This window comes from Methylocystis sp. ATCC 49242, assembly GCF_000188155.2.
Classification (GTDB): Bacteria; Pseudomonadota; Alphaproteobacteria; order Rhizobiales; family Beijerinckiaceae; genus Methylocystis.
In genome coordinates this window covers 2,806,122-2,831,431 of the sequence record NZ_KE124774.1, presented here as the reverse complement: position 1 = coordinate 2,831,431, position 25,310 = coordinate 2,806,122, and the positions used below count along the sequence as shown (strand labels likewise).

The following is a 25,310-nucleotide window of genomic DNA, read 5'->3' as shown; positions in this document are numbered from 1 at the left end:
CCTTTCTCCGCCCGACGAAGCGTCCCGCGTATAATGCCCCATGCATGTCGTTCCCGTCATCGATATTCGAAACAGCGAAGTGGTCCGCGCCGTCGCGGGGCGGCGCGCCGAATATGCGCCCATCGTCACGCCGCTCGCAAAATCAAGCGCGCCCATAGATGTCGTCGACGGATTGCTGAGGATCCACGATTTCGACGCACTCTATATCGCCGATCTCGACGCAATCGAAAGGCGCGGCGACGCACGCGCGGCGATCGAAGCGATCCGCGCCGCTTTTCCCGCGTTGCGCCTCTGGGTCGACGCCGGCGTTCGGACCGCTTGCGACGTCGAGCGCTGGCTGCGGCTTCGCGACGTCGATGTCATCGTCGGCAGCGAAAGTTTCGAAAAGCCGGAGGAGATGCGCCGCCTGCGCGACGACGAACGCATGATTCTGTCGCTCGATTTTCTGGGCGAAGATTTTCTTGGAGATGCGGAGCTGCTCGTGAATACGGAATTTTGGCCATCGCGCGTCATCGTCATGACTTTAGCTCGCATCGGCGCCGGTCTCGGGCCGGATATGACGCGCCTGGGCCGATTTGTTTCGCGCGCAAAAGGCCGGCGCGTTTACGCTGCGGGCGGAGCGAGAGGCGTCGACGATCTCGTGGCGCTGAAACAGATGGGCGCGAGCGGCGCGCTTGTCGCCACAGCCCTGCACGACGGCAATCTGACGCGAGACGATATTGCGCGGCTCGCTGAGCCGCAAAAAGAAAGGGAGCCGCGAAGGCTCCCTTTTTGAACGCGAGACGAGGCTGAAATCAGTTGGCGGCGAAAGGATGCTTCGCCGTCACGCGGGCGGACAGAACGCTCTGCGCGGTCGGGTCGCCCTTCATCGCGCGAGCGATGGCTTCCTTCGTGGCCTGATAGTTGAAGTCCTGAATCTTCTGGTCGTCGTTGGCGTCCCAATGGATAAAGACGCCGACGCAGATGAAGAGATCTTCGGCCTTGTCGAGCGGGATCACGCCCTCGGCGACCGAGTCGGCGACGGCCTTGGCGACGCCATGCTGCGCCGGGCCGAACATCTGCACGGCCTGCTTGGCGTTCTTGATCGTCACCTTGTTGAACATCATGGTGTAGGGCTTGACGAGCAGGTTCGGCGCGATCACCGCGAGCAGCGTGGTGAAGCCGTCCTTGTTGTTGACGAGCCCGTTGGCGAAGGCCTTTTCCGCAGCCGAACCGCGCGGACCCATGATGAGGTCGATGTGGGCGACCTCATTGCCCTCGCCGACGAGCGACTCGCCGACGCCCATCTTTGCGCTCGACGAAACGAAGCCGCTCGATGGCTTCGGAAACAGCGCGCCTAGAATCTTCTCAAAGAACGAAGCCATATTTCCATCCCTTCCCGTGCTGTTCGCGTCCCAGCGGCGTCCTGTTGTCCAGCGCACGCGCGGAATGCCAAAACTTTTTTCGCCTCGACGCCCGGACATTGCCGCAGCGTCGATTATCCATCCGCATCATGAACGAGGAGCCGCAGCGAGCGGCTCCCCGAAATTTACGCAGGAATGCGCGGTTCTCAGTTCGGCGCGAAGGGGTGCTTGGCCTCGTTGCGCTTGGCGACGACTTCGGCGGCCTTCGGCTCGCCGCGAACGGCGCGGGCGATGGCTTCCTTCGTGGCCTGATAGTTGTAGTCCTGGATCTTCTTGTCGTCCGAAGCGTCCCAGTGAATGAACACGCCGACCGAGATGAACAGGTCGTCGGCTTCGGCCACCGGGATCACGCCCTCGGCGACCGAGTCGGCGACGGCCTTGGCGACGCCGTGCTGAGCCGGGCCGAACATCTGGACGGCCTGCTTGGCGCCCTTGATGGTGACCTTGTTGAACAGGATCGTGTTGGGCTTGCAGAGCAGGTTCGGAGCGACGACCGCGAGAAGCGTCGTGAAGCCGTCCTTGTTGTTGACGAGAGCGTTCGCGAAAGCGAGCTCGGCGGCCGAACCGCGCGGTCCCATGATCAGGTCGATGTGCGCGACTTCATTGCCTTCGCCAACCAGCGACTCGCCGACCAGCATCTTGTTGATAACTGCCATGTGCGTTCCCTTTCCAAATCCCTGACGCGCCCGCGCGCCGAGCGCCGCGAGCGCCCTATCTTTGTTTTCGACATCGGGCGAAAAGCCCGACCGGTTGGCCAGATAGCCGCGAGACCACCCCGCGCGGCGCGGACTCAACCATTTTTGCGAGCGCTTGCCAAGATGGCCGCGAGATAATCGGCGAAAAGAACAGCCACTGTCATGTCCGCGCTCGTGCCCGGATTGAGCCGCCGTTCCTTGAGCGAACGGTCGAGGTCCAGCGCAATTGCAAAGGCCTCTTCGCGCGTCGCGGCGCCAATTTGCAAAGCGGCCCGGCGCGCCTCATCACGCACGGCTTGCGCTGTTTCGAGACCGTATTTGCGGGCGATGTGGCTATCGGGAAAGGCGCCGAGGAAAGCCATGTAAACCTCGAGCGTCGCGCGCGGCGCGTCATGGCCGGCGGCGCGGGCGCGGATGAGCGTCTCCGCGCCCATCCCGAAAATATCGACGAAGCCGCTCGCATATTGGAAGGCGATGCGGTCGCGGTCCGACGCCGCCCGCATGGCTTCCAGCAATGTCGTTTGCGCGGGCTCGGCGACGTCGTGCGCGGGCGCCGAGCCGAGTCCGGCCGGCTGCGCGAGGCTGATCGCGCGAAAGGCCGCGTCGGCGTCGGCGCGGTCGAGTCGCGCGAGAACGCGCGACGTCTCGCGGCGCAGGTCGCCGGTTTCGGCGGTGAGCGCGGCATGGGCGAGGGGCGCGCAAAGCAGCACGATGCCGAGATTGGTGTTCTGACCCACCGCCGTCCATGTCGCCTGCATGGCGCCGAGGATGCGCTTTCCGACGTTCGCGCCTTGCGCTGCGATTTCGGGCGCGGCGGCCTTCGCGCTGTCGATGAAATCCTGCGCCGCCATGCCATGCCCGTCCGCGAAGACATGGACATTTCCGGGCTTGGGCGCGGCGAGCTCCGCCTCGCAGGCGGCGATGAAGGCGCGGGCGACCGTCCCGGGCGCGACGGCCGCCTCAGTCACGTTTCGCCGCCGCCAGTTTTTCCAGCGCGTCGGCGGCGATGCGTTCGGCGATGGAGAAGGGCGTCACACGCTGCAGCCCGCTCCAGCCCGCCATGCTGTTGACCTCCAGCGCCATCGCCGCGCCGTCCGCCGCCGTGATGAGATCGACCCCGGCGAAATCGACGCCCAGAGCCGCGGCGGCGGCGAGCGCCATGTCGCGCTCCTCCGGTGTCGGTTCGACAGCGACGGGTTTCGCGCCCTGCCGCACATTCGTGATCCAGTGGCTCGAGCGACGCCGCATGGCGCCGATGATTTTTCCCCCGGAAAGGAGGATGCGCATGTCCTCGTAGGGCGGCCGCGAGGGGCCGACGAAGCGTTGCAGATAGAAGACGCCGCGCGCCTCTTCGAGCGAGGGAAGATCGCTTTCCTTCTCGATGAGGCGCAGGCCCCAGCCCTGCGCCCCGAAAAGCGGCTTCATCACGAGCGGGCCATGCGCGCATTCGCGCCGCGCGATGGCGCGCGCCTGCGCCAGCGTCTGCGTGGCGAAGGTCTCGGGGCTCGGGACGCCGGCGCGGGCAAGCAGGAAGCTCGCCATGCTCTTGTCGGTGCAGCGCTCGATCGCGCGCGCGCTGTTGATCAGGGGGACGCCCAGCGCCTCCAGCGCATGCAGCACGCCGAGCCGCATGGTGATCGCCTCCAGCGACCCGTCGCCGATGGCGCGCACGATCGCGAGGTCGGGAAGCGCGTGAAAGCCCGGGATCGCAAGGCCGAAGGTTCGCGTCGTGTCGATCCTGCAGGCCGCGAGGCGCACCGCAATCGGCGTCGCGCCGAGCGCGCGAAAGGCCGCGAGCGTATGCTCGACATGCCAGTCGAGCTTGTCGGTGAAGACCGCGACGCGGGGACGCCTTTTTCCGCCTGTCGGCAGAACGGCCGCGCGAGGGGTTCGGGGTTGATCCAGCACGTTTGACGACGCCACTAAATTCCCGGACCCTTCACGCTGAAACTCTCCCCGCGTTGGCGGACAGAGATTCGAGGCTCAACCCCCGAACGACTTGTCGAGCAGCGCCACATTGATCTCGCCGCCGCGGAAGGTTTCGCCGGTTTCGACCGCCGTCACCAGCGCCTCGGCCGGCGAGAACAGGCTGCCGTCGATCTGGTAAAAGTCGCCCTTGTAGGCCTTGAAGATTTCCGCGAAGGGGCGGCCGTAGTCACGCGAATTGTGGCTGGGCAGCTTTTCGGCGAGTTCCTTCGCCGCAGCCGCCGGACCCTTCACGAAGAGATGGGCGCGGCCGGCGTAGATGATCGCGTCATTGGTGCGGCCCATGGCCTGCACGAAATCCGGATGAGGGGGCGACAGCGGCGCCGTGGCGACTCCGTCGACGATGTTGTCGAGCGGGAAATGCAGCTCATGCGCCTTGTGCAGCGCGACTTCCAGCACGCGGCCGACAACCTGCACGCTGCCGGCGAGCGACTGGGTCGGCGCATAGATGAAGGCGACCTTGTCCGGCGAAACGCCCGACTTCGACGCGACCTTTTCGACGACCTCCTTCGGCGGCGGCGAGCCGCTTTCGAGGACGATGGTCACGCGGTCGGCCTTGTCCTGATAGGAGAGCTCTTCGAAGAGCTTCTCGACCCGCGCCTGCGCGCGGCCGGGACCGGAGCCCAGCGCGAAGAATTTCTCGTGGCTCAGGCTCCAGCCGGCATATTGGCTGGCGAGGCAGGCGACGACCGGATCATTGCTGCCCACCGTCAGCCAGAACGGCCATTTGGCGGCGCCCGGCGCGTGGGAGAGCGTGACCTTCCCGAGGCCGCCCATGCAGATTTCGGTGAGGAGGAGGCCGGCGTCTATTCCGCCCGCGACCTTGGAGCCCGCGTCGATCAGCAATTCGCCGAGCCCGCCCCGAGAGACGGAAACGCGGTAGCGCTCCGCGCCGGCGACCAGACGGTCGACGATCTCGCCCGCGAGAGAATTGACGCTCGCCGTCACCCGGCCGCTCGTGTTCTGGCTTCCGCTCACCTTGTGGCCCTTCCTTTTGGTCTGTCTGTGGCTCTACCGTACGTGGTCTTTACCGGCTTATGGTAAATCCAATGGTCCGATCAGGTCGCGGCGGAACTTATCGGGCTTTGTGATGAAACGAAAGCGCTCCCTCGTGCGTTGGAGCACATACGGTCTTAACGGCCGTCAAATAAGTTTCATCAAACGGATTTAGGGCGGCGACATATTCGGGAGCTTCGGCGATGGGCGATCATTCTACAAGCGGCGGCGAGAAGCGGATATTCCTGTCCGACGTGATCATCACAACGGTTTGCGTGGCCGTCCTTCTTCTGGCGAATGTCGCGATTATCCGCGGCGTGGATGTCGCTCTCGACGCGATTCATCCCAAATTCGAAAAAATCGCCAGTCTGTCCCGATAATTGTCGATCGTCGGCGGTTTTACGCTGGCGAAAGCCGAATTATCGAGCCGTCCGACCCGCTTCCAGTTTTAGAAAAACAAAAACAATAAGCTGACCCCTGAATTTCTCAGCTTCGAGAGTGCTGCCCTCGTCTTGGCCGATTCTATCGGATTTTTGTCATTGCAGCCATTCGAGAATGGCGAAATTATATTAAATATGTCGCGTGAGAAGCTATATTTCGATCCCAATATTTTCGATCAGGAAGTCGAGCCCCTGCGAGATGTATCGCGTGTGCGAAAAATCGGCTTCCTGATTTATCCCGACTTCGAAATCCTCGATCTCTGCGGCCCGCTCGACGCCTTCTTCTACGCGGATCGCGTATTGCGGATGGCGGGACGGGCGAGCGAACCGGGATATGAAACGCTCGTCATCGCGGCGACGCCCGGCCTTGTCCGCAGCAAATGCGGGATGGAGATCATGGCGGCGCATGGCTGCGCCGGGATCGACAGCCTCGACACGCTCATCGTCGCCGGCGGCGAAGGTATGGTCGCGGCCTGCGGCGACGAAAGGCTGATCGACTGGATCGGGGCGATGTCCAGCCGCGTGCGGCGCATGGCCTCGATCTGCACGGGGTCGTTCCTGCTCGCCTGCGCCGGCCTCCTGAACAACCGGCGGGTCACCACGCACTGGGCGTTCTGCGACCGCCTGGCCGCAGCCTATCCGTCGCTCTGCGTCGAGCCCAACCGCATCTTCGTCCGCGACGGCGGCGTCTATACCTCCGGCGGCATTACGGCGGGTATCGACCTCGCTCTGGCGCTGATCGAGGAGGATCTCGGGCGGGAGGCGCCGCGCGTCGTTGCGGGAATCATGGTGGTCTTTTTGCGCCGACCGGGCGGCCAGACCCAGTTCAGCCCTTTCCTGCAGGCCGAGTCGACCGGTTGCCGGGACATTGGAGAACTGAAGTCCTGGATTCTCGGCAATTCCAGCGAAAAGCTGACGGTGGAGCGCCTCGCCGCACAGCTGTCGATGAGCCCGCGCAATTTCGCGCGCCGCTTTCTGGAGGAGACCGGCGTGACGCCGGCGAAATTCGTGGAGCATGCGCGCGTCGAGGCGGCCCGCTGCAGGCTCGAACAGACGAACATGTCCTTGCAGGCGATCGCCGAGGCTTGCGGCTTCGGCGCGCTGGACCGGATGCGCCGCTCATTCCAGCGGCGCCTGAATGTCGGTCCGCATGAATATCGGGAGAGATTCCAGTCGACTTTTCTCAAGTAAAAATGGGGGTGCATATGAAAATTCTTTTTCTCACCACGGCGCACAACAGTCTCAGCCAGCGCCTGCTCATCGAATTGACCGACCGCGGACACGAGGTGGCGGTCACGCTCGCCACGAGTGAAGCCGCCATGCTCTCGGCGGTCGCGACGAACAATCCTGACCTCATCATCGCGCCCATGCTGAAAGCCGCGGTTCCCGAGGCGGTATGGACAAAACATGTCTGCCTCATCGTGCATCCCGGAATCATGGGCGATCGCGGGCCGTCCTCGCTGGACTGGGCGATCATGACCGGCGAGAAGAGCTGGGGCGTGACGGTGCTGCAGGCGGCGGCCGAGATGGACGCCGGGCCCATATGGGCGAGCCATGAATTTCCCCTGCCGGCTGTCGCGGACGCCAAGGGCAGTCTCTATCGCAACGAGGTGACGGACGCCGCCGTGCGCGGCGTAATGGAGGCGGTCGAAAAATTCCAGTCGCGCGCATTCCGGCCGCCGCCGCTCGATTATTCGCGTCCGGGCGTGCGCGGCCGTCTGCGTCCGACGATGATGCAGAAGGATCGCGCGATCGACTGGACGCGCGACACGAGCGACGAAGTCGTACGCAAGACCCGCGCGGCGGACAGCGCGCCGGGCGTGCTGGACAAGATGTTCGGCCTGCCCTTCTTTCTCTATGGCGCGCATCATGAGGACCGTCTCAAGGGCGCGCCGGGCGCCATTCTGGCCAAACGCGACGGCGCCATCTGCCGCGCGACCGTCGATGGCGCGGTCTGGATCACCCATCTCAAGGCGAAAGACGACGCCAATGCGCAAAAGGGCGCCTGCAGCCTCGTCGCCTCGGGAGCCGGCTGCGCCATGTGCGACGCCGAGTTCTGCCTGATTTCGGGAATCAAGCTGCCGGCGACGCAGGTTCTCGGCCCCCTGCTGCGCGGGACGCCCGAGGCGGTGCTGCCGGTCGTCGCCGAGATCGACCACCGCACCTTCCGCGAAATTCGTTATGTCGAGCGAAACGGCGTCGGCCATATCTATTTCGAATTCTACAATGGCGCGATGAGCACGCAGCAATGCTATCGCCTGCGCGACGCGTTTCTCTTCGCGCGAAGCCGGCCGACGAAAGTGATCGCGCTCCATGGCGGCAAGGATTACTTTTCGAACGGCATCCATCTCAATGTGATCGAGGCGGCGGACGATCCGGCGCTGGAGTCCTGGCGCAACATCAACGCCATCGACGATCTCGTTCACGAAATCCTCAATACGATGTCGCATGTCGTTGTCGCCGGAGTGCGCGGCAATGCGGGAGCGGGCGGGGCGATCCTCGCGCTCGCCGCCGATCATGTTTTTGCGCGTGACGGCGTCGTGCTCAATCCCCACTACAAAAGCATGGGCGGCCTATACGGCTCCGAATACTGGACCTATGTGCTGCCCAGGCGCGTCGGCGGGGAAAAAGCGCTCGAGCTGACGGAAGCATGCAGGCCGATGGGGACCGCGGAGGCGAAGACCATCGGCTTTGTCGACGACGTTCTCGGCGGCGACGCGGAGGCGTTCGAGCGCGGCGTGACGGCCCGCGCCGAAGAGATCGCGCGTCGCGCCGATTTCTGGTCTCTCCTGCGCGACAAGCACGAACGCCGCCTGTCGGACGAAAGGACCCGGCCGCTCGCCGCCTATCGCTGCGAGGAGCTTTCGCATATGGGCGTCAATTTTTTCGGGCCGGACCCGGCCTATCACGCCGCGCGTCGCAATTTCGTCTTCAAGGGGCGCCAACCCGCCAAGGCGCCGGTGAGAGCCTCGGCGCCAGAGGGCCTGACGCTGGCGGTGTGACGAAGGCGCGCGGGGCGGCGCCGATTGGCGTCGCCTCCGTCACGACTTCGCGCCGCGCCGCGCCAGCGACCAAGTGCGATAAGCGCCCGGCGTCATGCCGGCGTAGCGGCGAAAGGCGCGGCGGAAACTTGTTTCGTCCGTATAGCCGGAGGCCGAAGCCAGCTGTTTCACCGAACTCTGCGTCGTTTCGAGCAGCATGCGCGTCGCCTCGAAACGCACGCGGTCGATGAAAGATTTCGGCGTTTCGCCTGTAGCTTCCTTCAGGCGTCGATGCAGCGTGCGCTCGGAGACGTTGAGCGCCTGCGCAAGCATGGGCGACGTCACCAGGGCCTTTCCCGCCTTCCGCACGATGTGCTCCGCCTCCAGCACGAAAGGATTTGAGGCGGTGAGATGACCCGGCGGAACGTAGATCGTCTGGGTTGAGGGCGCCGTGTCGACCACGGTGAAGTCCGCCGCTTTCTTCGCCGCTTCCGCGCCGCAGAGTTCGCGGATCACGCGCAACGACAGATCGATCCACGACAGGGGGCCTCCGGCCGTGACGACGCGCCTGTCCTCCATGAGGGAGGCGCCGCGAGCGATGTCGGCGCGCGGATATCGGGCGCGCAGATCGTCGTGGCGCCACCATGTCGTCGTGCAGCGTCGGCCGTCGAGCAGTCCGGCTTCGCCCAAAAGGAAGACGCCGTTGCATGATCCCGCCACGATGGCGCCCATTGCGTGCTGGCGGCGCAGCCAGCCGGCCGCTGCATTGAGGTCTGCGGTGGGCGGCATGGGATCGTCGCAGCTGCAGAGGAAAGGCGGGACGATAATCGCCGCGCATGAGTCGAGCGCCGCGAAGGAAGCGTCCACCGGATGGGTGCGGCCGAAGCCGTCGCGAATGGGCTTGCCGTCATAGCTTGCCGTCACGACGCGATAGGGCTCGGGCCGATCCGTCGACTTCAGCATGCGCCGGCTCATCAGGAGCAGATCGGCCGCGCCGATGAAGCCCTGACCCAGACAATCCGCATAGCCGAGAATGACGATGTCCATTTGCGCTCCCGCTGGCAGAAAACGCCTGTTCAGCGGCAAATTCGCTGTCAGACTTTGTCACGATAATGGCAAATCCGCCACGCTGGCAAGCCCGCCCAACTCCATATCCTTCGCTTTGCCGGAAACGCCGAGCGTTTGCCGGCCGAAACGGAGGAAGAAAAATGAGCCTGTCAATGCAAACAGCTTCAGGCGCCGTCGCCGCCGAAAAGCCCATTGTCGACCTGAGGGGCCTGTGGATCGGGCTGGCGCTTCTCAACAGCTTCTATCTGATCGTGCGCATCTACGAGCAGATCTATGGCTGGCGGGCCGGTCTCGACTCCTTTGCGCCGGAGTTCCAGACGTATTGGATGTCGATCCTGTGGACCGAGATCCCGCTGGAGCTCGTCAGCGGCCTCGCACTCGCCGGCTATCTCTGGAAGACGCGCGTGCGCGACATGTCGACGGTCACGCCGCGGCAGGAGATGCGCTCGATCGTCGATAATGTGAAGTGGCTGGTGGTCTACGCCGCGGCGATCTATTGGGGCGCGTCCTTCTTCACCGAGCAGGACGGCACCTGGCACATGACGGTGATCCGCGACACGGACTTCACGCCCTCGCACATCATCGAATTCTACATGAGCTACCCGATCTACTCGATCCTGGCGGTGGGTTGCTTCTTCCACGCGAAGACGCGGATTCCCTATTTCTCCAGGGGATACTCGCTCGCCTATCTCATCGTCTCGATCGGCCCCTTCATGATCATCCCGAATGTGGGGCTGAACGAATGGGGCCACACCTTCTGGTTCATGGAAGAACTCTTCGTCGCGCCGCTGCATTGGGGCTTCGTGTTCTTCGGCTGGATGGCGCTGGGCGTGTTCGGCGTTGTTCTGCAGCTCCTGTTGAACGTGCATCGTTTGCTCGGCAAGGAGGGCGTCGCGCTCCTGACCGAGTGATTTTCGGGAGCGCCGCGCCAGAGGCTGCTCCCGCAGATCTTGAGTCGTCGAGCTGAGGCCGCCTGTCGATCCCCGGGGTCGGCGGGCGGCTGCTCCGTTCCGTCTAGTTCTTTTCGACGAACTCCAGAGCGACGCCGCCGGCCATCGGCGCGTCGCCTTTTTCCTTCGCGTCGGCGAGCCGGTCGAGCCGGATCAGCGCCAGCCCTTCGTCGCCCGCGCGTGAGCCCGTCACGCCGATCTCGATCTCGCCGGCGCGGATCGTCTCGCCCGGCGCGGGCGCATCGCCTTTCGCGCGATAGGGCGTCACGCGCTTGCGCACGAGGCCGCGATGTTTCATGCGCGAGACGACCTCCTGCCCGACATAACAACCCTTCTTGAAGTCGAGCCCGGCGAGAAGGTCCATGTCGGCCTCATGCGGGAAGGCGTCGTTATAAGTGAAGTCCACGCCGCCCAACGGCACGCCGGCGCGGATGCGGCGCGCGTCATATTCCCCCCGCTCGCCGAGCGCTACGATCTTTCCTTTCTCGGCAATCGCGCGCCACCCCAGCGCCGCGCGGGGATCGCTGGCGAGCGCCAGAGCCTCGACCTTCGGGGCCTCTGTCGCGTCAGGAAAGGCGCCAGCCTCGAGCTCGGCGCTGCGGTTCTCGACTGTCAGTTTCGAGCGCAGCTTGTACATGTTCAGCCGCTTTTCGAGGTCCGCAGCGAGCGAAAGCGGACAATCGAGGAGATATCGCCCCTCGCCGGTCGCGAAGACCAGAAAATCGAAAAGGATTTTGCCCTGCGGCGTCAAAAGCGCAGCGAAGCGCGCCTCGCCCCGCTCCAGCGACGCAATGTCGTTCGTCACGAGATTGTGCAGGAATTTGCCGGCGTCTGCGCCGGCGACTTCGATTACGCCGCGGTCCGCGAGCAGGATCGCTGTCGTCATTGTGTCGAGTTTTCCTTGTGTCGCGCGCGCCCTTGGCGCATGAGCGTCAACTGCTTATCTGGAGCATGACACTGCAAGCGAGGCGCCATCCATGAATTTCGACGTCATCCTCTCCGGGGGCACGCTCGTCAACCAGGACGGGGAGGGCCTGCGCGACGTAGGGATACGCGACGGCAGGATCGCACAGATCGGCGACCTCTCGCGCGCCTCGGCCGGAGAGCGCGTCGATTGCCGCGGCCTGCACGTCCTGCCCGGTGTGGTCGACTCGCAGGTGCATTTCCGCGAACCGGGCGCCGCTCAAAAGGAAGACCTCGAATCGGGTTCGCGCAGCGCCGTCCTGGGCGGGGTGACGGGCGTTTTCGAAATGCCCAACACCAATCCGCTGACGAGCACCCCCGAGGCGCTCGCCGACAAGGTCGCGCGCGGGAGCGGGCGCATGCATTGCGACTTCGCCTTCTGGGTCGGCGGCACGCATGACAATGCGAAACACGTCGGCGAGCTCGAGCGCCTGCCGGGCGCCGCGGGGATCAAGGTGTTCATGGGCTCCTCGACGGGCTCGCTGCTCATCGCCGACGACGCGGGGATCGCGGAGGTTCTGGCCCATACGCGGCGGCGCGCCGCCTTCCACAGCGAGGACGAGGATCGTCTGAACGAGAGAAAGCCGCTGCGCGTTCCCGGCGACGTCTCGTCGCATCCGGTCTGGCGCGACGAGGAGACCGCGCTGCGCTCGACGCGGCGCCTGCTCAGGATCGCTCGCGAGAAGCGCGCGCTGATCCATGTGCTGCATGTGACCACGGAAGAGGAAATCGCGCTGCTCGCGGACCACAAGGATCTCGCCAGCGTCGAGGTCACGCCGCATCATCTGACGATGGATTCGAGCGAATATCAGCGCATCGGCGCGCTTGCGCAGATGAACCCGCCGGTGCGCGACGCGCGCCATCGCGAGGGCCTTTGGCGCGGACTCCGGCAGGGCGTCGTGGACGTCATCGGCTCCGACCATGCGCCGCATACGCTGGAGGAAAAGGCGAAGCCCTATCCCGAGAGCCCTTCGGGCATGACGGGCGTGCAGACGCTCGTGCCGTTGCTGCTCGACCATGTGAACGCCGGCCGGCTGACGCTCCAGCGTTTCGTCGATCTCACCAGCGCCGGCCCCGCCCGCCTCTTCGGAATGGCCGCCAAGGGCCGCGTCGCGGTGGGTTACGACGCGGATCTCACGATCGTCGACATGAAGCGCAGGGAGACGATCCGCAATTCATGGATCGCCTCGCGCGTCGGCTGGACGCCCTATGACGGCAAGGAGGTCGTCGGCTGGCCGGTCGGGACGTTCGTGCGCGGCGCGAAGGTGATGTGGGAGGGCGATCTCGTGACGCCGTCGACCGGGGCGCCGATACGGTTTCACGCGGCGTTGTGAGGCGGCGCGTCAGTCCTCGCTCCAGAAATAATGCCAGACGCCGTCCGCCGCGATCCCGAGCCGCATGGGGCGCGGCTTCCCCTCGGCGTTGGAGCGCGCCAGATCGGCGAAGCGCACGCATCGCCACCTCGCCCGCGCCTCGTCATTCGTCGCCGCCGGCGCGGGATGGCGCGCGAAGGCGGGCCATTCATAGAGCGTGACGGGCCCGCGCGCGACCTTCACAAAGGGCTGCGCCAGCACGGCGCGGAGGATCGCCAAAATCTCCCGCCCCCTCCCGTCGAACGACAGCGCCTTCAAGATCTCGATCGGGTCCGTTCCGGCCTTGAATGTCCCGCTTTTCGCGAAAAGCGGACGCACCTCGTTCCAGTCGATCGGGACGCGCAGCGCCTCCACGTCGTTCTTCTCCAGCGCGGCGAGAATTTTCTCGCGGATCGCCGTGACCGGCGCCGGCAGGGCGGCGAGGTCGGTGGAAGGCCCGGAGACGACGTCGGGGGCGGGTTTTTTCGCGCGGGTCATGGCCGGCCATGTTAACCGTCATCGCCGAGGGTTTGTCCAATCTCCTTGGAAACGCCATCTAGAGGGGCGAAACTCGCGGCCGGAGAGAGAATGACCGAGAAGCAGGACGCCGACACGCCGGAAGACGAAACGGGCGCGAATTCGCTCCAGCTGGAGACGATGCTGAGACGTTCGGCCGCCGCGATCCTCGCGGAGCGGGTATGGCGTCTCGGGGCGGCGCTCGCGACGCTCGGCCTCTTTTTCCTCGCCCTGTCCTGGATCGGCCTTTGGCGCGCGGTTTCTGTCGAGGCTCGCGTGGCCGGGGTCGCGCTTTTCGGCTTCGCGGCGTTTTTCCTCCTCGCGCGCGAATTTGCGCGGGGCTGGCCCCGCCGGCGCGCCGCGCTCCACCGCCTCGACGCGGGCGCCGACGCGGCCCTGCGGCCCGCCGCCTCCCTCGACGACACGCTTGCCGCGAAGGACGCCGATCCCGCGACCGCGGCGCTCTGGTCGCTGCATCGCAAGCGGCTGGAGGCGGCGCTCGCCAGCACCCCCGTCGCCCCGCCGTCGCCGCGCGTGCCGGAGCGCGACCCCTATGCGCTGCGCGCCTTCGCGCTTGTCGCGGCGATTGCGGCGGCCTTCGTGGCCGGGGACGAGAAACGCGCCCGGCTCGCCGCGGCCTTCGACTGGCGGGCGGTGAATCTTCTTGGCGCTTCGCAGCGCATCGACGCGTGGTTCGAACCGCCGGCCTACACCGGCCGTCCGCCGATCGTGCTTGCGCAGGAGAGCGGCGTGATCGAAGCGCCGGCGAATTCGCTTCTGCGCCTGCGCCCGACGGACACGAGCGTGACCATGGAGGGCGGCCTTGCGCCCGTCGAGCCCGCTGACCCCCCCGCCGCGAAGGAGCGCAGCTACAGTCTCACGGACGACGCGCGCCTCGCGCTTCCCGACGGCCGCACATTCGACGTCGCCGTCATTCCCGACAGACCGCCGACAATTTCTCTCTCCGACAAGCCACGCAACAATGTGCGCGGCTCCATGACGCTCGCCTATCGCGCCGAGGACGATTACGGCGTCGCGGGCGTCGAGGCGGTCTTCAGCCGAAAGGCGAAGCGCCGCGCGCTCTATGAGCCGCCGCGCATGGCGCTGCCGCCGCCCGCCGGACCCGGCGCGCTCGGCGAAGGCAAGGCGACGATCGATCTCGCCGACAGCCCCTACGCCGGCGCGAAAGTCGCCATGCACCTCGTCGCGAAGGACGCCGCCGGCAATGAGGGCGCGTCCGATCCGGTGGAGGTGATCCTGCCGCAGCGCCGCTTCACCAAGCCGCTCGCCCGCGCGCTCGTCGAACAGCGGCGCAATCTGGCGCTCGACCCGGATGCGCGCGCCAATGTGCGCGCGGCGCTGGAGGCGCTTTCGCTCGCCCCCGAGGCCTTCGACACGCCCGCCGCCGTTCATCTCGGCCTGCGCGCCGCGCGCCGCGGTCTGGAGGGCCGGCGCAGCGACGACGATTTGCGCGGCGTCGCCGACATGCTGTGGGCGATGGCGCTGAGCATAGAGGACGGCGACTCCTCGCAAGCGGAGCGCGATCTGCGCGCCGCCGAAAAGGCGCTGCGCGAGGCCATGCAGCGCGGCGACAGCGAGGAGGAGATCGCGAAGCGCTCGCAGGAGCTGCGCGCGGCGCTCGACAAATTCCTCGAGCAACTCGGCGCGCGGCCCACGCCGGGACAGCAGCCGCGCGAAAGCGCCAGTGACGGAAACAGCGTCACGCCCGAAGATCTGCAGTCCATGCTCGACGACATCGAGAAGGCCATGAAGTCCGGCGACATGGAGGAGGCGCAAAGGCTCCTCGACGAGCTTCAGGACATCATGGAGAATGTGCAGACAGCGCAGGAGGGCGCGCGTCAGAGCCAGCGCAACCGCGAAATGTCGAAGGCGTTGAAGGAACTCGATCAGCTCTCGCGCGAGGAGCAGCAGCTGCGCGACGACACTTTTCAGGGAATGAAAAATCCGGACGACGAGGACGAGGACGAGGATCGGCCGGGCCGCGGCGCGAAAGGTCAACAGCGGAGCGACGATGCCGGTGGGGAGCGCAATCGCCAGAAGAGCCTGCGCGAAAGGCTCGAACGTCAGCAGGACGCGCTCGGCGCCGACGGCGGCGAGGCGGACGAGGAACTCGACGAAGCCCGCAAGGCGATGAAAGAGGCCGAAGAAGCGCTCGGGCCCCAGGGCGAGGGACGCGGCAAGGCGGTGGACGCGCAGGGGCGCGCCGTGCAGGCGCTGCGCAAGGGAGCCGACAAGCTCGCGCAACAGATGCGGGGCGAGGAGGGCGAGGAAGGCCAGCAGGGCGCCGGCCGCTCCCGCACGCGCGGCGGCAAGGGACGCGACCCGCTCGGCCGCTCGTCCCAGGGCAAGAACGCGTCTCGCGAAAAATACGATCCGCTGGGCCTGCCGCCGGCGCAGCGAGCCCATCGCGTGCAGGAGGAGCTGCGCCGGCGCCTCGGCCAGCCCGAACGCCCGGCGGAGGAGCTGGATTATCTCCAGCGCCTCCTGCGGCGATAAACGTCTTGCCCTCGTCTGCGCGCTTCACTACTCCCTGAGGAGAAATCCGCGGGGAGCGCCATGGCTATTTCCAACATTCTCGTCGCCGTCGCCGTTGGCGCGGTCGGCCTCGTGCTGATTGCAGGCTTCGTCAACATGTTTCTCGGCGGCGCGCCGGGCCGCTCGCAGAAACTCATGCGCTGGCGCGTCGGCCTTCAATTTCTGGCGCTCGCGCTCGTGCTCGCGGTGCTCTATGCGCGGGGACGCTGACGAATGGTCAAGCTCGACAGGATCTACACGCGTGGCGGCGACAAGGGCGCGACCTCGCTCGCGACGGGCGCGCGCCGGCGCAAGGACGACATTCGCGTCACGGCCTATGGCGACATAGACGAAACCAACGCCGCGATCGGCGTCGCGCGTCTTGCGATCGAGGCGCGCGACGCGGCGCTCGACCGGATGCTGGAGCGCATACAAAACGATCTCTTCGACCTCGGCGCGGAGCTCGCGACACCGCATGATCCCGCCAATCCGATCGATCCCGCGATGCGGCTTTCGATCCTGCCCTCGCAGGTGGAGCGGCTGGAGAAGGAGATCGACGAGCTGAACGCCGGCCTCGCGCCGCTGCGATCCTTCGTGCTGCCGGGCGGCACGGCGGCGGCGGCCTATCTGCATCTCGCGCGCACCATCTGCCGGCGCGCCGAGCGCGTGATGGTGACACTGGGCGAGACGGAGGGCGAGGACCTCTCTCCGACCGCGCTCGCTTATGTCAACCGCCTGTCGGACTTCCTCTTCGTCGCCTCGCGCTACGTCAACCGCGAGAAGGGCGACGTGCTGTGGAAGCCGGGCGCGACCCGGTAGAAGGATTTTACTTTCCCGCGTTCTTCGCCAGCCAGGCCGTCACCAGCGGATCGTCGACCGCCCCCGTCACCGTCGTCACGCCGCCATCGGGTGCGACGAGCGCGGTGAAGGGCAGTTCGCCGCGCCACATCTTGTCGACCTCGAAATAGAGCTTCTCGACGAAACCGTCGGCGAAGCCGTAATGCGTCGCCTTCGAGAGGCCCGCTTTCGCCAAGCGCGCTTCGGCGCGCGGACGGTCCTCATCATCGTCGATGTTCACGAAGACGACGTCGACGCCCTTCTTCTCGTCGATGATCCGGGCCCATTGCGGCAGCTCCGCAAGACAGGGCGGGCAGGTCACGGACCAGAAATGCACCATCATCGGCCGGCCCGCATGCGCCTTCACGAGCTCCGCGAAGGCTCCGCGCCCGTAGGGCTGGAAGTCGAGCGCTAAGGCCCCGCTGGCGACGAGGGTGAAGGAAAGCGCCAGGGCGGCGAGACGCATCGGTCGTCGGGTCATTGCGATCACCGCAGCGCCGCCGCGCTCTTTTCGTCGCGCGGCAGGGGCAGGAGGCGATAGCCCTCCTTGTTCGTGACCCAGGACAGATAGGCGGCGCCCTTGTTCGCGACGAGTTCGGGATGATCCGACGCGTCGGCCGTCTGCGCGATGACGCGCGGCGCGCTCCAGCTCTTGCCGCCGTCGCGCGAGATTTGCATCGGTATGGTCGTCGTTGTTCCGTCGAACTCCTTCCAGACGCGGTAGAGCCGGCCCTTCACCGCGAGCAGCGTCGGATGCGACGGCGCGCGCGCGTCGTCGCCGAGCTTCTCGGGCTCGGAGAAGCTTTTGCCGCCGTCGGCGCTATGCGCATAGAAAAGGCCCTGACGGTTCTTGCCCTTGGTGAACCAGGCGACGTGCCAGACGCCATTCGCGTCGATCGCGAGACCGGGCCCGTGATGCGGGCAGCTGTTGATCGCCCAATTGTCGTCGGATACGCGCCCGCCCGCGAGCGTCGCGCCGTCGGCGGAGAGCTTCGCGGCGTAATGGTCGCGCACGCCGTCGTCGAAGACCTGCCGCCAGGCGAAGACCGGCAGTCCGTCCCTGTCGAGCGCGGAGGCCATGCGACAGCATTCGCAGGCGTGGTCCATCAGGATCGACTTGCCGTTGAAGGTCGCGCCGCCGTCGTCCGACCAGCCGAAGGCGACGCCGCTGCCGGCGAATTCCTTGCCCTCGGCCTTGGCCTTCAGCGCATGGGTCTTGTCGAGCCAGCCGGCGTAGATGCGGCCCTTGGGTGTGACGACGAAGGTCTCGAAACGCTGGCCGCCCTCGGTGAGCATCGGCTGCGGCGCCGAGAAGGTCTTGCCGCCGTCGGTGGAGCGGGCGGTGAAGATCGTGCCGATCATCACCTTGTCCGGGCGCGTCGTGTAGCTGGCGAGGAGCCCGCCGTCATTCAGCGCGACGATCTTCGGGCGCGAGTCGCCATGCGAGTCGATCACGCCGTCGCCGATGGTTGCGATCGTGATCGGCGCCGAGAAGGTCTTGCCATTGTCGCCGGAAGACGCGGCGTAGACGGATTTGCCGACCGCGAAGGCGACCCAGAGCCTGCCCTTGCGGTCGAAGGCGGGATTAACCGTCATGGCGCAATCCGGGCGCGGATCGGCGCAGGCGGGCGCGGCGTGATGGCTCATCGGCGCCTTCGCTCCCGCGTCGGGCGCGGGAGACGGGGACGCGGCCGACGGGGCCTTTGCGCCTTCCGCCGGCGCCGCCGGAGCGTTCTCGGCGAGCGCGGCCGTCGTCAGGCCGAAGGCGAATGCGGCGGCGAGGCCGGCGCGAAACTTGACGGGACGGGCTTTACTCATCTCTGCGCCTTTCGATGCGGCGACGCGGGCTGGCGCCTTCGCCGGTGAATTCCTTTTGCGAAAAGGGCGGGTCGCTCCGCCACATGTTCATTCGAGGCCGAAAAAGCTCAACCCGTCGCCCTCGGGGCCAGGCGGTGGAGGCTTCGCGCGGGCTCCGGAGCGGGCGGGCCTTGGGGGGCGAAGGATTTGCGCGGCGGCCGGGCGCGGCGCGGAGACGCTATTGAGCGTCTCCACGCGGCGTCCGCCGTCCTTTTCGAAGCGGCGCATGTGTTCGAGGTCTTTCGCCGCCTCGTAATTCCGGGTCGTGACCGGACGGAACGGAAAGGCGCCGCGTCCGTCGTCCCACTCGAAGGCGCTCGCGGGCGCCGCGAGGGCGCCGATCAGACAGAGGCTGGCGGCGAGCGTCTTCATGGCGCTAGCGGAACCGGAAGACCTGCCCCACGTCCATCGAGCCGCCGGGCGGCGGCGGCGTCTGGACGCCGGCCAGGATTTTCTTGACGATCTCGGCGTGAGCCGGGCTCGATGTCTTGTCGATGGTGACTTTCTCGACCTTGCCCGAGGCGCCGACGATGAAGCTCGCCTTCACCTCGCCCGGCCCGGAGGCGTTGTCCTGCGGCGTGTTCCGGGCGATTTCGGCGTAGAGCAGGCTCAGATATTTGCTTTCGGACATGGCGCCCGCCGGGGCGGGGGACGCCGGCTTCGCCGCAGCCGCGGGCGCTGTGCTTGCGGGCGCGGGTTTGGCGGTGGCGGTGGCGGTGGCGGGCTTGGCGGGGGCGGCGGGGGGCGACGCCGTCGTGGCCGCGGGCGGCGCAGGAGGCGCTGCCGGTTTCGCGGTTTCGGCGTGAGCGGCGCCCAAAGCTGCGATCGAGCAGGCGAAAGCGAGACCGGTTCGGGGCGAAATCTTCATGCTGGGCGATTTCCGGTTTCGGCCGGATCGAGGGCCGGATGCGGCGGACGCGAATTGCGTCCGCCGGTTCTTGTCAGTGGAAGGTGAAGCCTTGGCTCACGAATGCCGAGGCGCAACTGCTCGGTCCGCGCGACGAGGAGACGATGCGCCGCGCGAGCGCCGCATGCGCCGGGCTCGAGCCCGAGGCGGATATCCCCGAGATGCCGCCGCCCGCATTGATGTGGAAGGTCACGCTGGCGTGGCCCGGGCCGAGACTCGTCGCGCCCGGCGTATGCCGGCGCAACGCCGCCGCGACATGGGCGAGGCAGGTCGCCTGCGAGGCGCCCGATCCCGCCGCGTGGCCCTCGGGCGCGCCATAGCGACGCCGCGCCTGCGCCTCGCGGCGTTCCTGGGCGTGTTCGACTTCCTTGCGCTCTTCCCGCTTCTTCTCGACCTTCTCGGCGTCTTCCTTCTTCGCCGGGAGCGGCGGCGCGTCGGGCGACATCACCATCGGGGGCGGCAGGGCGAGTTCTGGCTCCTCCACCGCCACGGGGGGAGGGGTGTCCTCGGCCTCGCTGACTTCCTGCTGCTCGAAGAAGTCGCCCTCGGGGACGAGATCCATGCTGATCGAGTCGAGCGAGGTAATCTTCGGCGCCCCCGCATACATGAAGCCGACGAAGACGGCGACATGCGCCAGAACGATCGCGATAATCGCGACCGGCCGCAGCCACGGAGGCTGTACGCGCGGCGTTCCGGGAGGCTCCTGACCTTCGCCGAGCATGTCCGGCATAAGCGCGACGTCTGTCATTTAGCCGCTCCCCCCGCCGCCGGCGTGCTCGCAGCAGGAGCGCCTGACGCGGGCGCCCCGGTCTTCGTGGCCGGGCCGGTCTTGCTGCGCGAATGGGTCATGATCGCGATATGGGTGATGCCATTGTTCGCGAGCTTGTCCATCACCGCGACGACCTGGCCATAGACCGCCTCGGTGTCGCCGCGCACATGCACGATGCGGCTCTGGTCGTCGCCCATCATGGCGCGGATGCCGTCGATCAGCGCCTCCTCGGAAACCGCGTCCGAGCCGAGCGAGACCGCGCCGTCCTTGCCGACCGTCACGACGATCGGATCCTTGTGGTTCATGGGCTGCGCGGAGCTCGCCTGCGGCAGGTTCACCTTGACGCCCTTGGCGAGCAGCGGCGCGGTCACCATGAAGATGACGAGCAGCACCAGCATGACGTCGACGAGCGGCGTCACATTGATGTCGGCCAGCGGCTGGTAGAGATCGTTGTTGTTCTTGAAGCGGCTGGGGAGCGCCATTATGCGGCCTCCTTCTGCTGACGGGCGCGGGCGTTGGGAGCGCTGGTCATGCGCAGCGCCTCGTCCTCGATGTAATGCGCGACCTGCTGGCCGAGGCGGGCGAAGGCCGAGCCGATACGGTTATAGGCGACCGACGCCGGGATGGCCGCGGCGAGACCGTAGGCTGTGGCGGCGAGCGCCTCGGCGATGCCCGGCGCGACGACCGCGAGGCTCGTGTCCTGCGACTGCGCGATGCCCGCGAAGCTGGTCATGATGCCCCACACCGTGCCGAACAGGCCGACGAAGGGCGCAACCGAGGAGATCACCGCGAGATTGGGCAGGCCGCCTTCGGCCTTCGTGAGAAATTCGCGCGCCGTGCGGCTCATGTGCTCGGCGATGCGCTCGCGCTTGTCGCCGATGGTCTCGTCCGGCAGATCGAGGGCGAAGGCTTCGCGACCGGCCGCCTCGACGGGCGCAAGGACGCCGACCGGGCCGCCCGATCGCGCCGAAGCCGCCGCCTTGCTGATGCGCATCACGGCGACCACGCCCTCGACGATCAGGACCCAGGTCCAGACCGAGGCGAGCAGGAGCATCGCCATAACGATCTTGCCGACCGGACCCGCGTTGAGAAACATGCTGAGAGGGGATAGCGACGTATGATCCATTGAACTCACTCATTCTCGACGACGCGCGCGCACTATCCGGCGAAGGCGGACGTCTGCTGTTGATTTTGTCGTGATCCGGACGCAATGGGCGTCCCTGACCGGCCATCTTAAAGCATGCAGCACGTGGGCCAATGCTTCGGCGAGCCGATCGGAAAGTTTCCAAGTTAGGCGGGCGGCGCGCGCGCGCCGTTGACCCGGGGAGGCGGAACGCTCTTGGGCTCGCGCGACGTCGCGACGCGATAGGCGACGGGCGCCGCCGCCGGCGCGGGCCGCACGACTGTCGCCAGCCGCTCGGGCAACACGGCCGCGCCCGCGTGCGCCGCGAGGCAACAGTCCGGACAATGGCGATCTGTTGATGTGCGTTTTTCGGGAGCCGCTTCGCCCGCCGCGTCGGCGTGATGCGTCATGTGACGCTTGAAGCACGCAAAAAGGCCGACGCTGGCGGCGGCGTTGTTTTTGAGGACGAAGGTCGCCGCGCTGGCGTTGACCGCGCCCGATGTCACAACGCTGAACATGAGCGACCATATTGCTACGACCGCGATGGCCGCGCGTAGTCTGTCGCTGATGTCGCGCCCCTGTGACATAAATGTCTCTTAACGGATTTTTTAAGCACTGACAACGCGAACGGCCTTGGACTGTCTCACGTCTGGCGACATTGTTGACAATCAAGCCGTTAACGTTAACACGCGTTTTTTCGAAATTCCTACGCCCCGCCATTCGACGGAAGGCCCCCGGGTCCCGGGGACCTGCACGTTCGGGCGCGCGCTGAGTCGGAAGGGCCCGTCGCACCGCTCATGCGTCGACATCTGTTCGCAACGTTCCTCATTTGCGTCGCTCTTCTGACGCAGCTTGGCGCGCCTTTTGCCGGCGGTCTGGCGACGACCGGCGGCGTCTTCGCGGACGCGATCCGGTGCGAGATCCACTCGATTGTCGCCGGGCCGACCGCAGATTCGTCGGCCGGGCGCCTCAACGGCGGCGACACGGCGCCGCCGGCACATGATCATGCGTCCTGCGCGCTTTGCCAGCTCGGGGTCGGAGACGCGCCGGTCGAAACGGCGGCCGCGCCCGTGCGCATGGTCCGGATATTCGGGCGGATCACCATTGCGGAGAGCGCGGCGCCCGTCATCGGATTCTCCCTCAATCGCAACGCTCCCGCCCGTGCGCCGCCTGCCCGCGTCTGATCCTCGCAGCAACGAACCGGCGGCGTCTCGGGCCGCGATCAGAAGCGCCGCCTTTTCGGCGTAGGGTAGGGAAACCGAAATCATGCACCGTCAGCATCTCTTGCGCGGCGTCTCCGTCTGCGCGCTCGCGTTCATTGTTCTCCCGGAATGGGGCGTCGGCTCCGCCGCGGCCCAGCAGTCTCTGCCGACGATCGACGTGGGCGCCGGCGCCCCGCGGGCGTCGACCCAACGGCGAGCAGGCGCTCCTTCGCAGGGCGCGCGCGGCGCCACGCCGGCGCCCGCGGCTGAACCCTCCCCCGTCCTTTCGAGATGGTCGCCGACCTTGCCGGACGGCAGGCCGGCGTTCGTCGAGAAATGGCAGCTTCCGAACACGGTCGCGAGCGTCACGCGCAAGCAGATCGAGCGCACCATCAACATCGTCGACACGGAAGACGCGGTGAAATACATGCCGTCGCTCTTCGTGCGCAAACGCAACAACGGCGACACCCAGGCAGTTCTCCAGACCCGCACCTGGGGCGTGAGCTCCTCGGCGCGCAGCCTCGTCTACGCCGACGACCTTTTGCTGACGGCGCTCATCGGCAACGACAACACCATCGGCGCTCCGCGCTGGGGCCTTGTCGCGCCGGAAGAAATCGAACGCGTCGACTTCCTCTACGGCCCCTACTCGGCGCAATATCCCGGCAACTCGATGGGCGGCGTGCTCAAGATCACGACCCGCATGCCGGAGAAGCTGGAAGTCACCGCGAAGGAGACGTTGTCAGTCCAGGATTTCTCGCTGTGGGGAACGTCGAAGGGTCTCGTGAACAATGTCATGAGCGTCTTCGCCGGCGACAGGATCAACGACTTCTCCTGGACGATCTCCGGCAATTGGCAGCGCGGGTCGCAGCAGCCGCTCACCTATGTCACGGTCAATAATCTTTACGCCTATCCGGGCGCCTATTTCGCGACGAACGTCTATGGCATGGGGCCGGCGAACGTCATCGGCTCGGCGGGCAATCTCGCCAATGATCAGGTCAACGGCAAGCTGAAGTTCGCCTATGACTTCAGCTCGACGATTCGCGGCACGTATACGCTCGGATTCTGGTCGAACGACGGGACGTCCTATCCGGAAAACTATCTCGTCTCGGGCTATGGACCCTATTTCGGCGCTCAGGCGTCAAGCACGCCGCCGTCGCTCAGCAACAGCACGCTGCAGACCTTCGCGACCCAGGGCTACTACCGGGTTCAGGAGAAGATGCTGACCAACGCTGCGGCGATCAGGTCGAACAGCGGCGGCGTCTTCGACTTCGAACTGTCGGCCTCGAACTTCTCCTATCTGCAATCCAATCAGATTTCTCCCTGGTCGGCCGCCATCCCGCTCGGCGGTTACACGCAGACGGGCCGCGACACGGTCTTCACAGGCACTTACTGGACGCTTCTGGATCTCAAAGGCGTCGTGCGCCCGCCGGAAGGGATATTGAAGGGCCACGACATCAGCTTCGGTCTCCATGGCGACCAGTTCCACCTCAACAATCCAGTCTGGCTGACGACGAACTGGACAGCCGGCCAGGCCTCGAGCCTTGGCGGCGCGGTTTCCATCGCGCAGGGCACGACGCGGACGCAGGCGCTCTGGCTCCAGGACGCCTTCAACATATATCCGGATCTGAAATTCACGACCGGTCTGCGCGCCGAACACTGGGCAGCCACGGACGGCTACAACCAGGCCGCAGGCGTCAACAACTTCGGCACGGGCTTTACGGGCAATCCAACCGGATGGATGCCCATCTATCAGCCCAACCGCGCGAGCACGCGCTTCTCGCCGAAAGGATCGCTGCAATATACGCCGGATAATTACTGGACGATCACGGGCTCGATTGGCATGGCCAATCGCTTCCCGACGGCGAGGGAGCTCTATAGCCTCGCGACGATCGCTGCGAGCGGCGTTGCCGCCAACCCGAATCCGAATTTGCGGCCCGAGGTCGCGCTCACCAAGGAGATCGCCATCGAGCGCAAGGTCGGCCCGGACGGCTCCGCGCGCGTGACCTTCTTCGACGAGGAAGTCCGCGACGCGATCATCAATCAGCAGAGCTTCATTCCCGGAACGGTGCAACTCGTCCAGTCGCCGACCAATGTCCAGCGAATCCGCAACAGCGGGGTCGAGGTGGCGTTGCAGAAGGACAATGTGATCTTCAAGGGCCTCGAAGTGCTCGGCAGCGCCACCTGGCTCAACGCACGGATCATTTCCAATCCGACCTGGGCGCCAAATCCTGCGAATTTCGAATTCCCGTGGTGCACGTCGGTCGCGGGCAAGACCGTGCCGAACGTGCCCGACTGGCGCGGAACGCTGGCGCTGACCTACCGGCCGGACGATCATTGGGCATTTACGCTCGCAGCCCGCTACCAGGGCCGCATGTGGCGCACCATGGCCAATAACGACCGCGCCTACGGGATCTACCAGTCCTTCGATCCCTTCTTCGTCGTCGACACCAAGATCCACTACAAATACAATGATCGCTTCTCTTTCGACTTCGGCGTCGACAATATCGGCAACTACAAATACTTCCTGTTCCATCCCTTCCCGCAGCGGACGTTCTACCTGGCCGGCAAGTATGAATTCGGGACGGACAAGCACGGCTCGCCGGGCGTCTTCTACACCGGCAATGAGAGCGGATGGCCCGACGTCGCCAGCTGGTTTCAGCCGGCGGCCTTCACGATCGATTGATCGACGAAATCGAGCGACAAAAAAGGCCCGGGAGAAATCCCGGGCCT

27 protein-coding genes are annotated in these 25,310 nt (G+C 66.1%); 11 read left to right on the top strand and 16 right to left on the bottom strand.

The window, feature by feature from the left end:
- Positions 1–40: 40 nt before the first annotated feature.
- The gene (locus MET49242_RS15805; protein ID WP_036284212.1) at positions 41–775 is read left to right on the top strand and encodes a HisA/HisF-related TIM barrel protein; all 735 of its coding nucleotides are present in this window, start codon (positions 41–43) and stop codon (positions 773–775) included.
- A gap of 19 nt (positions 776–794) precedes the next feature.
- Here the strand turns inward: MET49242_RS15805 and fae (MET49242_RS15800) are convergent, their stop codons facing one another.
- The 5 genes from fae (MET49242_RS15800) to mch all read right to left on the bottom strand — a co-directional run bounded on the left by fae (MET49242_RS15800) (position 795) and on the right by mch (position 5,062).
- Entirely contained in the window at positions 795–1,364 is a 570-nt protein-coding gene (gene fae / locus MET49242_RS15800) for a formaldehyde-activating enzyme (protein ID WP_036288367.1), read from the bottom strand.
- Between the two features lie 185 nt (positions 1,365–1,549).
- Positions 1,550–2,059 carry a formaldehyde-activating enzyme gene (gene fae, locus MET49242_RS15795; RefSeq protein ID WP_036288365.1) on the bottom strand — a complete coding sequence of 170 codons (510 nt, stop codon included), beginning with the start codon at positions 2,057–2,059 and terminating at the stop codon, positions 1,550–1,552.
- 134 nt (positions 2,060–2,193) lie between these two features.
- On the bottom strand, positions 2,194–3,066 hold the full coding sequence (locus MET49242_RS15790) for a triphosphoribosyl-dephospho-CoA synthase (protein WP_036284211.1): 873 nt from the start codon (positions 3,064–3,066) through the stop codon (positions 2,194–2,196).
- Complete coding sequence (locus tag MET49242_RS15785; protein WP_144259662.1) at positions 3,059–4,006, bottom strand: RimK family alpha-L-glutamate ligase; 948 nt, start codon at positions 4,004–4,006, stop codon at positions 3,059–3,061. The genes MET49242_RS15790 and MET49242_RS15785 overlap by 8 nt, the downstream gene beginning before the upstream one ends.
- 75 nt (positions 4,007–4,081) lie before the next feature.
- Positions 4,082–5,062 (bottom strand): methenyltetrahydromethanopterin cyclohydrolase, encoded by a 981-nt coding sequence (gene mch / locus MET49242_RS15780; RefSeq protein ID WP_036284209.1) that lies wholly within the window; start codon positions 5,060–5,062, stop codon positions 4,082–4,084.
- Between the two features lie 221 nt (positions 5,063–5,283).
- On the opposite strand from mch, the gene MET49242_RS25570 reads away from it, so the two are divergent.
- From MET49242_RS25570 to MET49242_RS15770, 3 genes are all read left to right on the top strand, one after another.
- The gene (locus MET49242_RS25570; RefSeq protein WP_158497312.1) at positions 5,284–5,460 is read left to right on the top strand and encodes a hypothetical protein; all 177 of its coding nucleotides are present in this window, start codon (positions 5,284–5,286) and stop codon (positions 5,458–5,460) included.
- 195 nt (positions 5,461–5,655) lie between these two features.
- Entirely contained in the window at positions 5,656–6,711 is a 1,056-nt protein-coding gene (locus MET49242_RS15775) for a GlxA family transcriptional regulator (RefSeq protein WP_244430833.1), read from the top strand.
- Positions 6,712–6,725: 14 nt separating this feature from the next.
- Entirely contained in the window at positions 6,726–8,522 is a 1,797-nt protein-coding gene (locus MET49242_RS15770; RefSeq protein WP_036288359.1) for a hydrogenase maturation protein, read from the top strand.
- Positions 8,523–8,561: 39 nt separating this feature from the next.
- On the opposite strand, the gene MET49242_RS15765 is transcribed toward MET49242_RS15770, so the two are convergent.
- Positions 8,562–9,548 carry a GlxA family transcriptional regulator gene (locus MET49242_RS15765; RefSeq protein WP_036284208.1) on the bottom strand — a complete coding sequence of 329 codons (987 nt, stop codon included), beginning with the start codon at positions 9,546–9,548 and terminating at the stop codon, positions 8,562–8,564.
- Between the two features lie 173 nt (positions 9,549–9,721).
- Between MET49242_RS15765 and amoC the strand changes: the two genes are divergently transcribed.
- Entirely contained in the window at positions 9,722–10,480 is a 759-nt protein-coding gene (gene amoC, locus MET49242_RS15760) for a bacterial ammonia monooxygenase, subunit AmoC (RefSeq protein WP_084679146.1), read from the top strand.
- Positions 10,481–10,583: 103 nt separating this feature from the next.
- Here amoC and MET49242_RS15755 read toward each other — a convergent pair whose 3' ends face one another.
- On the bottom strand, positions 10,584–11,405 hold the full coding sequence (locus tag MET49242_RS15755) for a folate-binding protein YgfZ (protein WP_036284207.1): 822 nt from the start codon (positions 11,403–11,405) through the stop codon (positions 10,584–10,586).
- A 91-nt stretch (positions 11,406–11,496) separates the two neighbouring features.
- Here MET49242_RS15755 and MET49242_RS15750 point away from each other — a divergent pair, with 91 nt between their 5' ends.
- On the top strand, positions 11,497–12,816 hold the full coding sequence (locus tag MET49242_RS15750; protein ID WP_036284206.1) for a dihydroorotase: 1,320 nt from the start codon (positions 11,497–11,499) through the stop codon (positions 12,814–12,816).
- 9 nt (positions 12,817–12,825) lie between these two features.
- Here the strand turns inward: MET49242_RS15750 and MET49242_RS15745 are convergent, their stop codons facing one another.
- Positions 12,826–13,332, bottom strand: a complete 507-nt coding sequence (locus tag MET49242_RS15745) for a hypothetical protein (protein WP_036284205.1) — start codon at positions 13,330–13,332, stop codon at positions 12,826–12,828.
- Between the two features lie 90 nt (positions 13,333–13,422).
- Here MET49242_RS15745 and MET49242_RS15740 point away from each other — a divergent pair, with 90 nt between their 5' ends.
- The 3 genes from MET49242_RS15740 to MET49242_RS15730 are packed head-to-tail and all read left to right on the top strand — an operon-like array spanning position 13,423 to position 16,704.
- The gene (locus MET49242_RS15740) at positions 13,423–15,867 is read left to right on the top strand and encodes a TIGR02302 family protein (protein WP_036284204.1); all 2,445 of its coding nucleotides are present in this window, start codon (positions 13,423–13,425) and stop codon (positions 15,865–15,867) included.
- Between the two features lie 60 nt (positions 15,868–15,927).
- Positions 15,928–16,116: a twin transmembrane helix small protein gene (locus MET49242_RS15735; protein WP_036284203.1), complete on the top strand. Its 189-nt coding sequence runs from the start codon at positions 15,928–15,930 to the stop codon at positions 16,114–16,116.
- 3 nt (positions 16,117–16,119) lie between these two features.
- Positions 16,120–16,704 (top strand): cob(I)yrinic acid a,c-diamide adenosyltransferase, encoded by a 585-nt coding sequence (locus MET49242_RS15730; protein ID WP_036284202.1) that lies wholly within the window; start codon positions 16,120–16,122, stop codon positions 16,702–16,704.
- A 7-nt stretch (positions 16,705–16,711) separates the two neighbouring features.
- On the opposite strand, the gene MET49242_RS15725 is transcribed toward MET49242_RS15730, so the two are convergent.
- The 8 genes from MET49242_RS15725 to MET49242_RS15690 form a co-directional block, all read right to left on the bottom strand.
- Positions 16,712–17,203, bottom strand: a complete 492-nt coding sequence (locus MET49242_RS15725) for a TlpA disulfide reductase family protein (protein WP_036284201.1) — start codon at positions 17,201–17,203, stop codon at positions 16,712–16,714.
- A gap of 5 nt (positions 17,204–17,208) precedes the next feature.
- Positions 17,209–18,540 (bottom strand): sialidase family protein, encoded by a 1,332-nt coding sequence (locus tag MET49242_RS15720; protein WP_036284200.1) that lies wholly within the window; start codon positions 18,538–18,540, stop codon positions 17,209–17,211.
- Between the two features lie 87 nt (positions 18,541–18,627).
- Positions 18,628–18,951: a hypothetical protein gene (locus MET49242_RS15715; RefSeq protein WP_036284199.1), complete on the bottom strand. Its 324-nt coding sequence runs from the start codon at positions 18,949–18,951 to the stop codon at positions 18,628–18,630.
- Between the two features lie 4 nt (positions 18,952–18,955).
- Positions 18,956–19,447, bottom strand: coding sequence for a ligand-binding protein SH3 (locus MET49242_RS25190; RefSeq protein ID WP_051134257.1), 492 nt, complete (start codon positions 19,445–19,447; stop codon positions 18,956–18,958).
- A 73-nt stretch (positions 19,448–19,520) separates the two neighbouring features.
- The gene (locus MET49242_RS15705) at positions 19,521–20,234 is read right to left on the bottom strand and encodes a hypothetical protein (RefSeq protein ID WP_036284198.1); all 714 of its coding nucleotides are present in this window, start codon (positions 20,232–20,234) and stop codon (positions 19,521–19,523) included.
- Positions 20,231–20,737 (bottom strand): biopolymer transporter ExbD, encoded by a 507-nt coding sequence (locus tag MET49242_RS15700; protein WP_036284196.1) that lies wholly within the window; start codon positions 20,735–20,737, stop codon positions 20,231–20,233. Before MET49242_RS15700 ends, MET49242_RS15705 begins: the two co-directional genes overlap by 4 nt.
- On the bottom strand, positions 20,737–21,381 hold the full coding sequence (locus tag MET49242_RS15695) for a MotA/TolQ/ExbB proton channel family protein (protein ID WP_036284195.1): 645 nt from the start codon (positions 21,379–21,381) through the stop codon (positions 20,737–20,739). The genes MET49242_RS15700 and MET49242_RS15695 overlap by 1 nt, the downstream gene beginning before the upstream one ends.
- A gap of 164 nt (positions 21,382–21,545) precedes the next feature.
- Positions 21,546–21,965 carry a DUF2946 family protein gene (locus MET49242_RS15690; protein WP_036284193.1) on the bottom strand — a complete coding sequence of 140 codons (420 nt, stop codon included), beginning with the start codon at positions 21,963–21,965 and terminating at the stop codon, positions 21,546–21,548.
- Between the two features lie 210 nt (positions 21,966–22,175).
- On the opposite strand from MET49242_RS15690, the gene MET49242_RS15685 reads away from it, so the two are divergent.
- Together MET49242_RS15685 and MET49242_RS15680 are read left to right on the top strand one after the other, a co-directional pair.
- Positions 22,176–22,562 (top strand): DUF2946 family protein, encoded by a 387-nt coding sequence (locus MET49242_RS15685; RefSeq protein WP_036284192.1) that lies wholly within the window; start codon positions 22,176–22,178, stop codon positions 22,560–22,562.
- 82 nt (positions 22,563–22,644) lie between these two features.
- Positions 22,645–25,263, top strand: a complete 2,619-nt coding sequence (locus MET49242_RS15680) for a TonB-dependent receptor (RefSeq protein WP_036284191.1) — start codon at positions 22,645–22,647, stop codon at positions 25,261–25,263.
- The last annotated feature ends 47 nt before the right edge of the window (positions 25,264–25,310 follow it).

Bases quoted from the DNA above. Each gene is read 5' to 3' on its own strand.
- MET49242_RS15680 (WP_036284191.1), top strand. From the start codon at position 22,645: ATGCACCGTCAGCATCTCTTGCGCGGCGTCTCCGTCTGCGCGCTCGCG.
- MET49242_RS15770 (WP_036288359.1), top strand. From the start codon at position 6,726: ATGAAAATTCTTTTTCTCACCACGGCGCACAACAGTCTCAGCCAGCGC.
- fae (WP_036288365.1), bottom strand. From the start codon at position 2,059: ATGGCAGTTATCAACAAGATGCTGGTCGGCGAGTCGCTGGTTGGCGAA.
- amoC (WP_084679146.1), top strand. From the start codon at position 9,722: ATGCAAACAGCTTCAGGCGCCGTCGCCGCCGAAAAGCCCATTGTCGAC.
- MET49242_RS15715 (WP_036284199.1), bottom strand. From the start codon at position 18,951: ATGAAGACGCTCGCCGCCAGCCTCTGTCTGATCGGCGCCCTCGCGGCG.
- MET49242_RS25190 (WP_051134257.1), bottom strand. From the start codon at position 19,447: ATGAAGATTTCGCCCCGAACCGGTCTCGCTTTCGCCTGCTCGATCGCA.
- MET49242_RS15695 (WP_036284195.1), bottom strand. From the start codon at position 21,381: ATGGATCATACGTCGCTATCCCCTCTCAGCATGTTTCTCAACGCGGGT.
- fae (WP_036288367.1), bottom strand. From the start codon at position 1,364: ATGGCTTCGTTCTTTGAGAAGATTCTAGGCGCGCTGTTTCCGAAGCCA.
- MET49242_RS15775 (WP_244430833.1), top strand. From the start codon at position 5,656: ATGTCGCGTGAGAAGCTATATTTCGATCCCAATATTTTCGATCAGGAA.
- MET49242_RS15750 (WP_036284206.1), top strand. From the start codon at position 11,497: ATGAATTTCGACGTCATCCTCTCCGGGGGCACGCTCGTCAACCAGGAC.
- MET49242_RS15745 (WP_036284205.1), bottom strand. From the start codon at position 13,332: ATGACCCGCGCGAAAAAACCCGCCCCCGACGTCGTCTCCGGGCCTTCC.
- MET49242_RS25570 (WP_158497312.1), top strand. From the start codon at position 5,284: ATGGGCGATCATTCTACAAGCGGCGGCGAGAAGCGGATATTCCTGTCC.
- MET49242_RS15705 (WP_036284198.1), bottom strand. From the start codon at position 20,234: ATGACAGACGTCGCGCTTATGCCGGACATGCTCGGCGAAGGTCAGGAG.
- MET49242_RS15740 (WP_036284204.1), top strand. From the start codon at position 13,423: ATGACCGAGAAGCAGGACGCCGACACGCCGGAAGACGAAACGGGCGCG.
- MET49242_RS15700 (WP_036284196.1), bottom strand. From the start codon at position 20,737: ATGGCGCTCCCCAGCCGCTTCAAGAACAACAACGATCTCTACCAGCCG.
- MET49242_RS15685 (WP_036284192.1), top strand. From the start codon at position 22,176: ATGCGTCGACATCTGTTCGCAACGTTCCTCATTTGCGTCGCTCTTCTG.
- MET49242_RS15755 (WP_036284207.1), bottom strand. From the start codon at position 11,405: ATGACGACAGCGATCCTGCTCGCGGACCGCGGCGTAATCGAAGTCGCC.
- MET49242_RS15805 (WP_036284212.1), top strand. From the start codon at position 41: ATGCATGTCGTTCCCGTCATCGATATTCGAAACAGCGAAGTGGTCCGC.
- MET49242_RS15720 (WP_036284200.1), bottom strand. From the start codon at position 18,540: ATGAGTAAAGCCCGTCCCGTCAAGTTTCGCGCCGGCCTCGCCGCCGCA.
- MET49242_RS15690 (WP_036284193.1), bottom strand. From the start codon at position 21,965: ATGTCACAGGGGCGCGACATCAGCGACAGACTACGCGCGGCCATCGCG.
- MET49242_RS15725 (WP_036284201.1), bottom strand. From the start codon at position 17,203: ATGACCCGACGACCGATGCGTCTCGCCGCCCTGGCGCTTTCCTTCACC.
- MET49242_RS15735 (WP_036284203.1), top strand. From the start codon at position 15,928: ATGGCTATTTCCAACATTCTCGTCGCCGTCGCCGTTGGCGCGGTCGGC.
- MET49242_RS15765 (WP_036284208.1), bottom strand. From the start codon at position 9,548: ATGGACATCGTCATTCTCGGCTATGCGGATTGTCTGGGTCAGGGCTTC.
- MET49242_RS15730 (WP_036284202.1), top strand. From the start codon at position 16,120: ATGGTCAAGCTCGACAGGATCTACACGCGTGGCGGCGACAAGGGCGCG.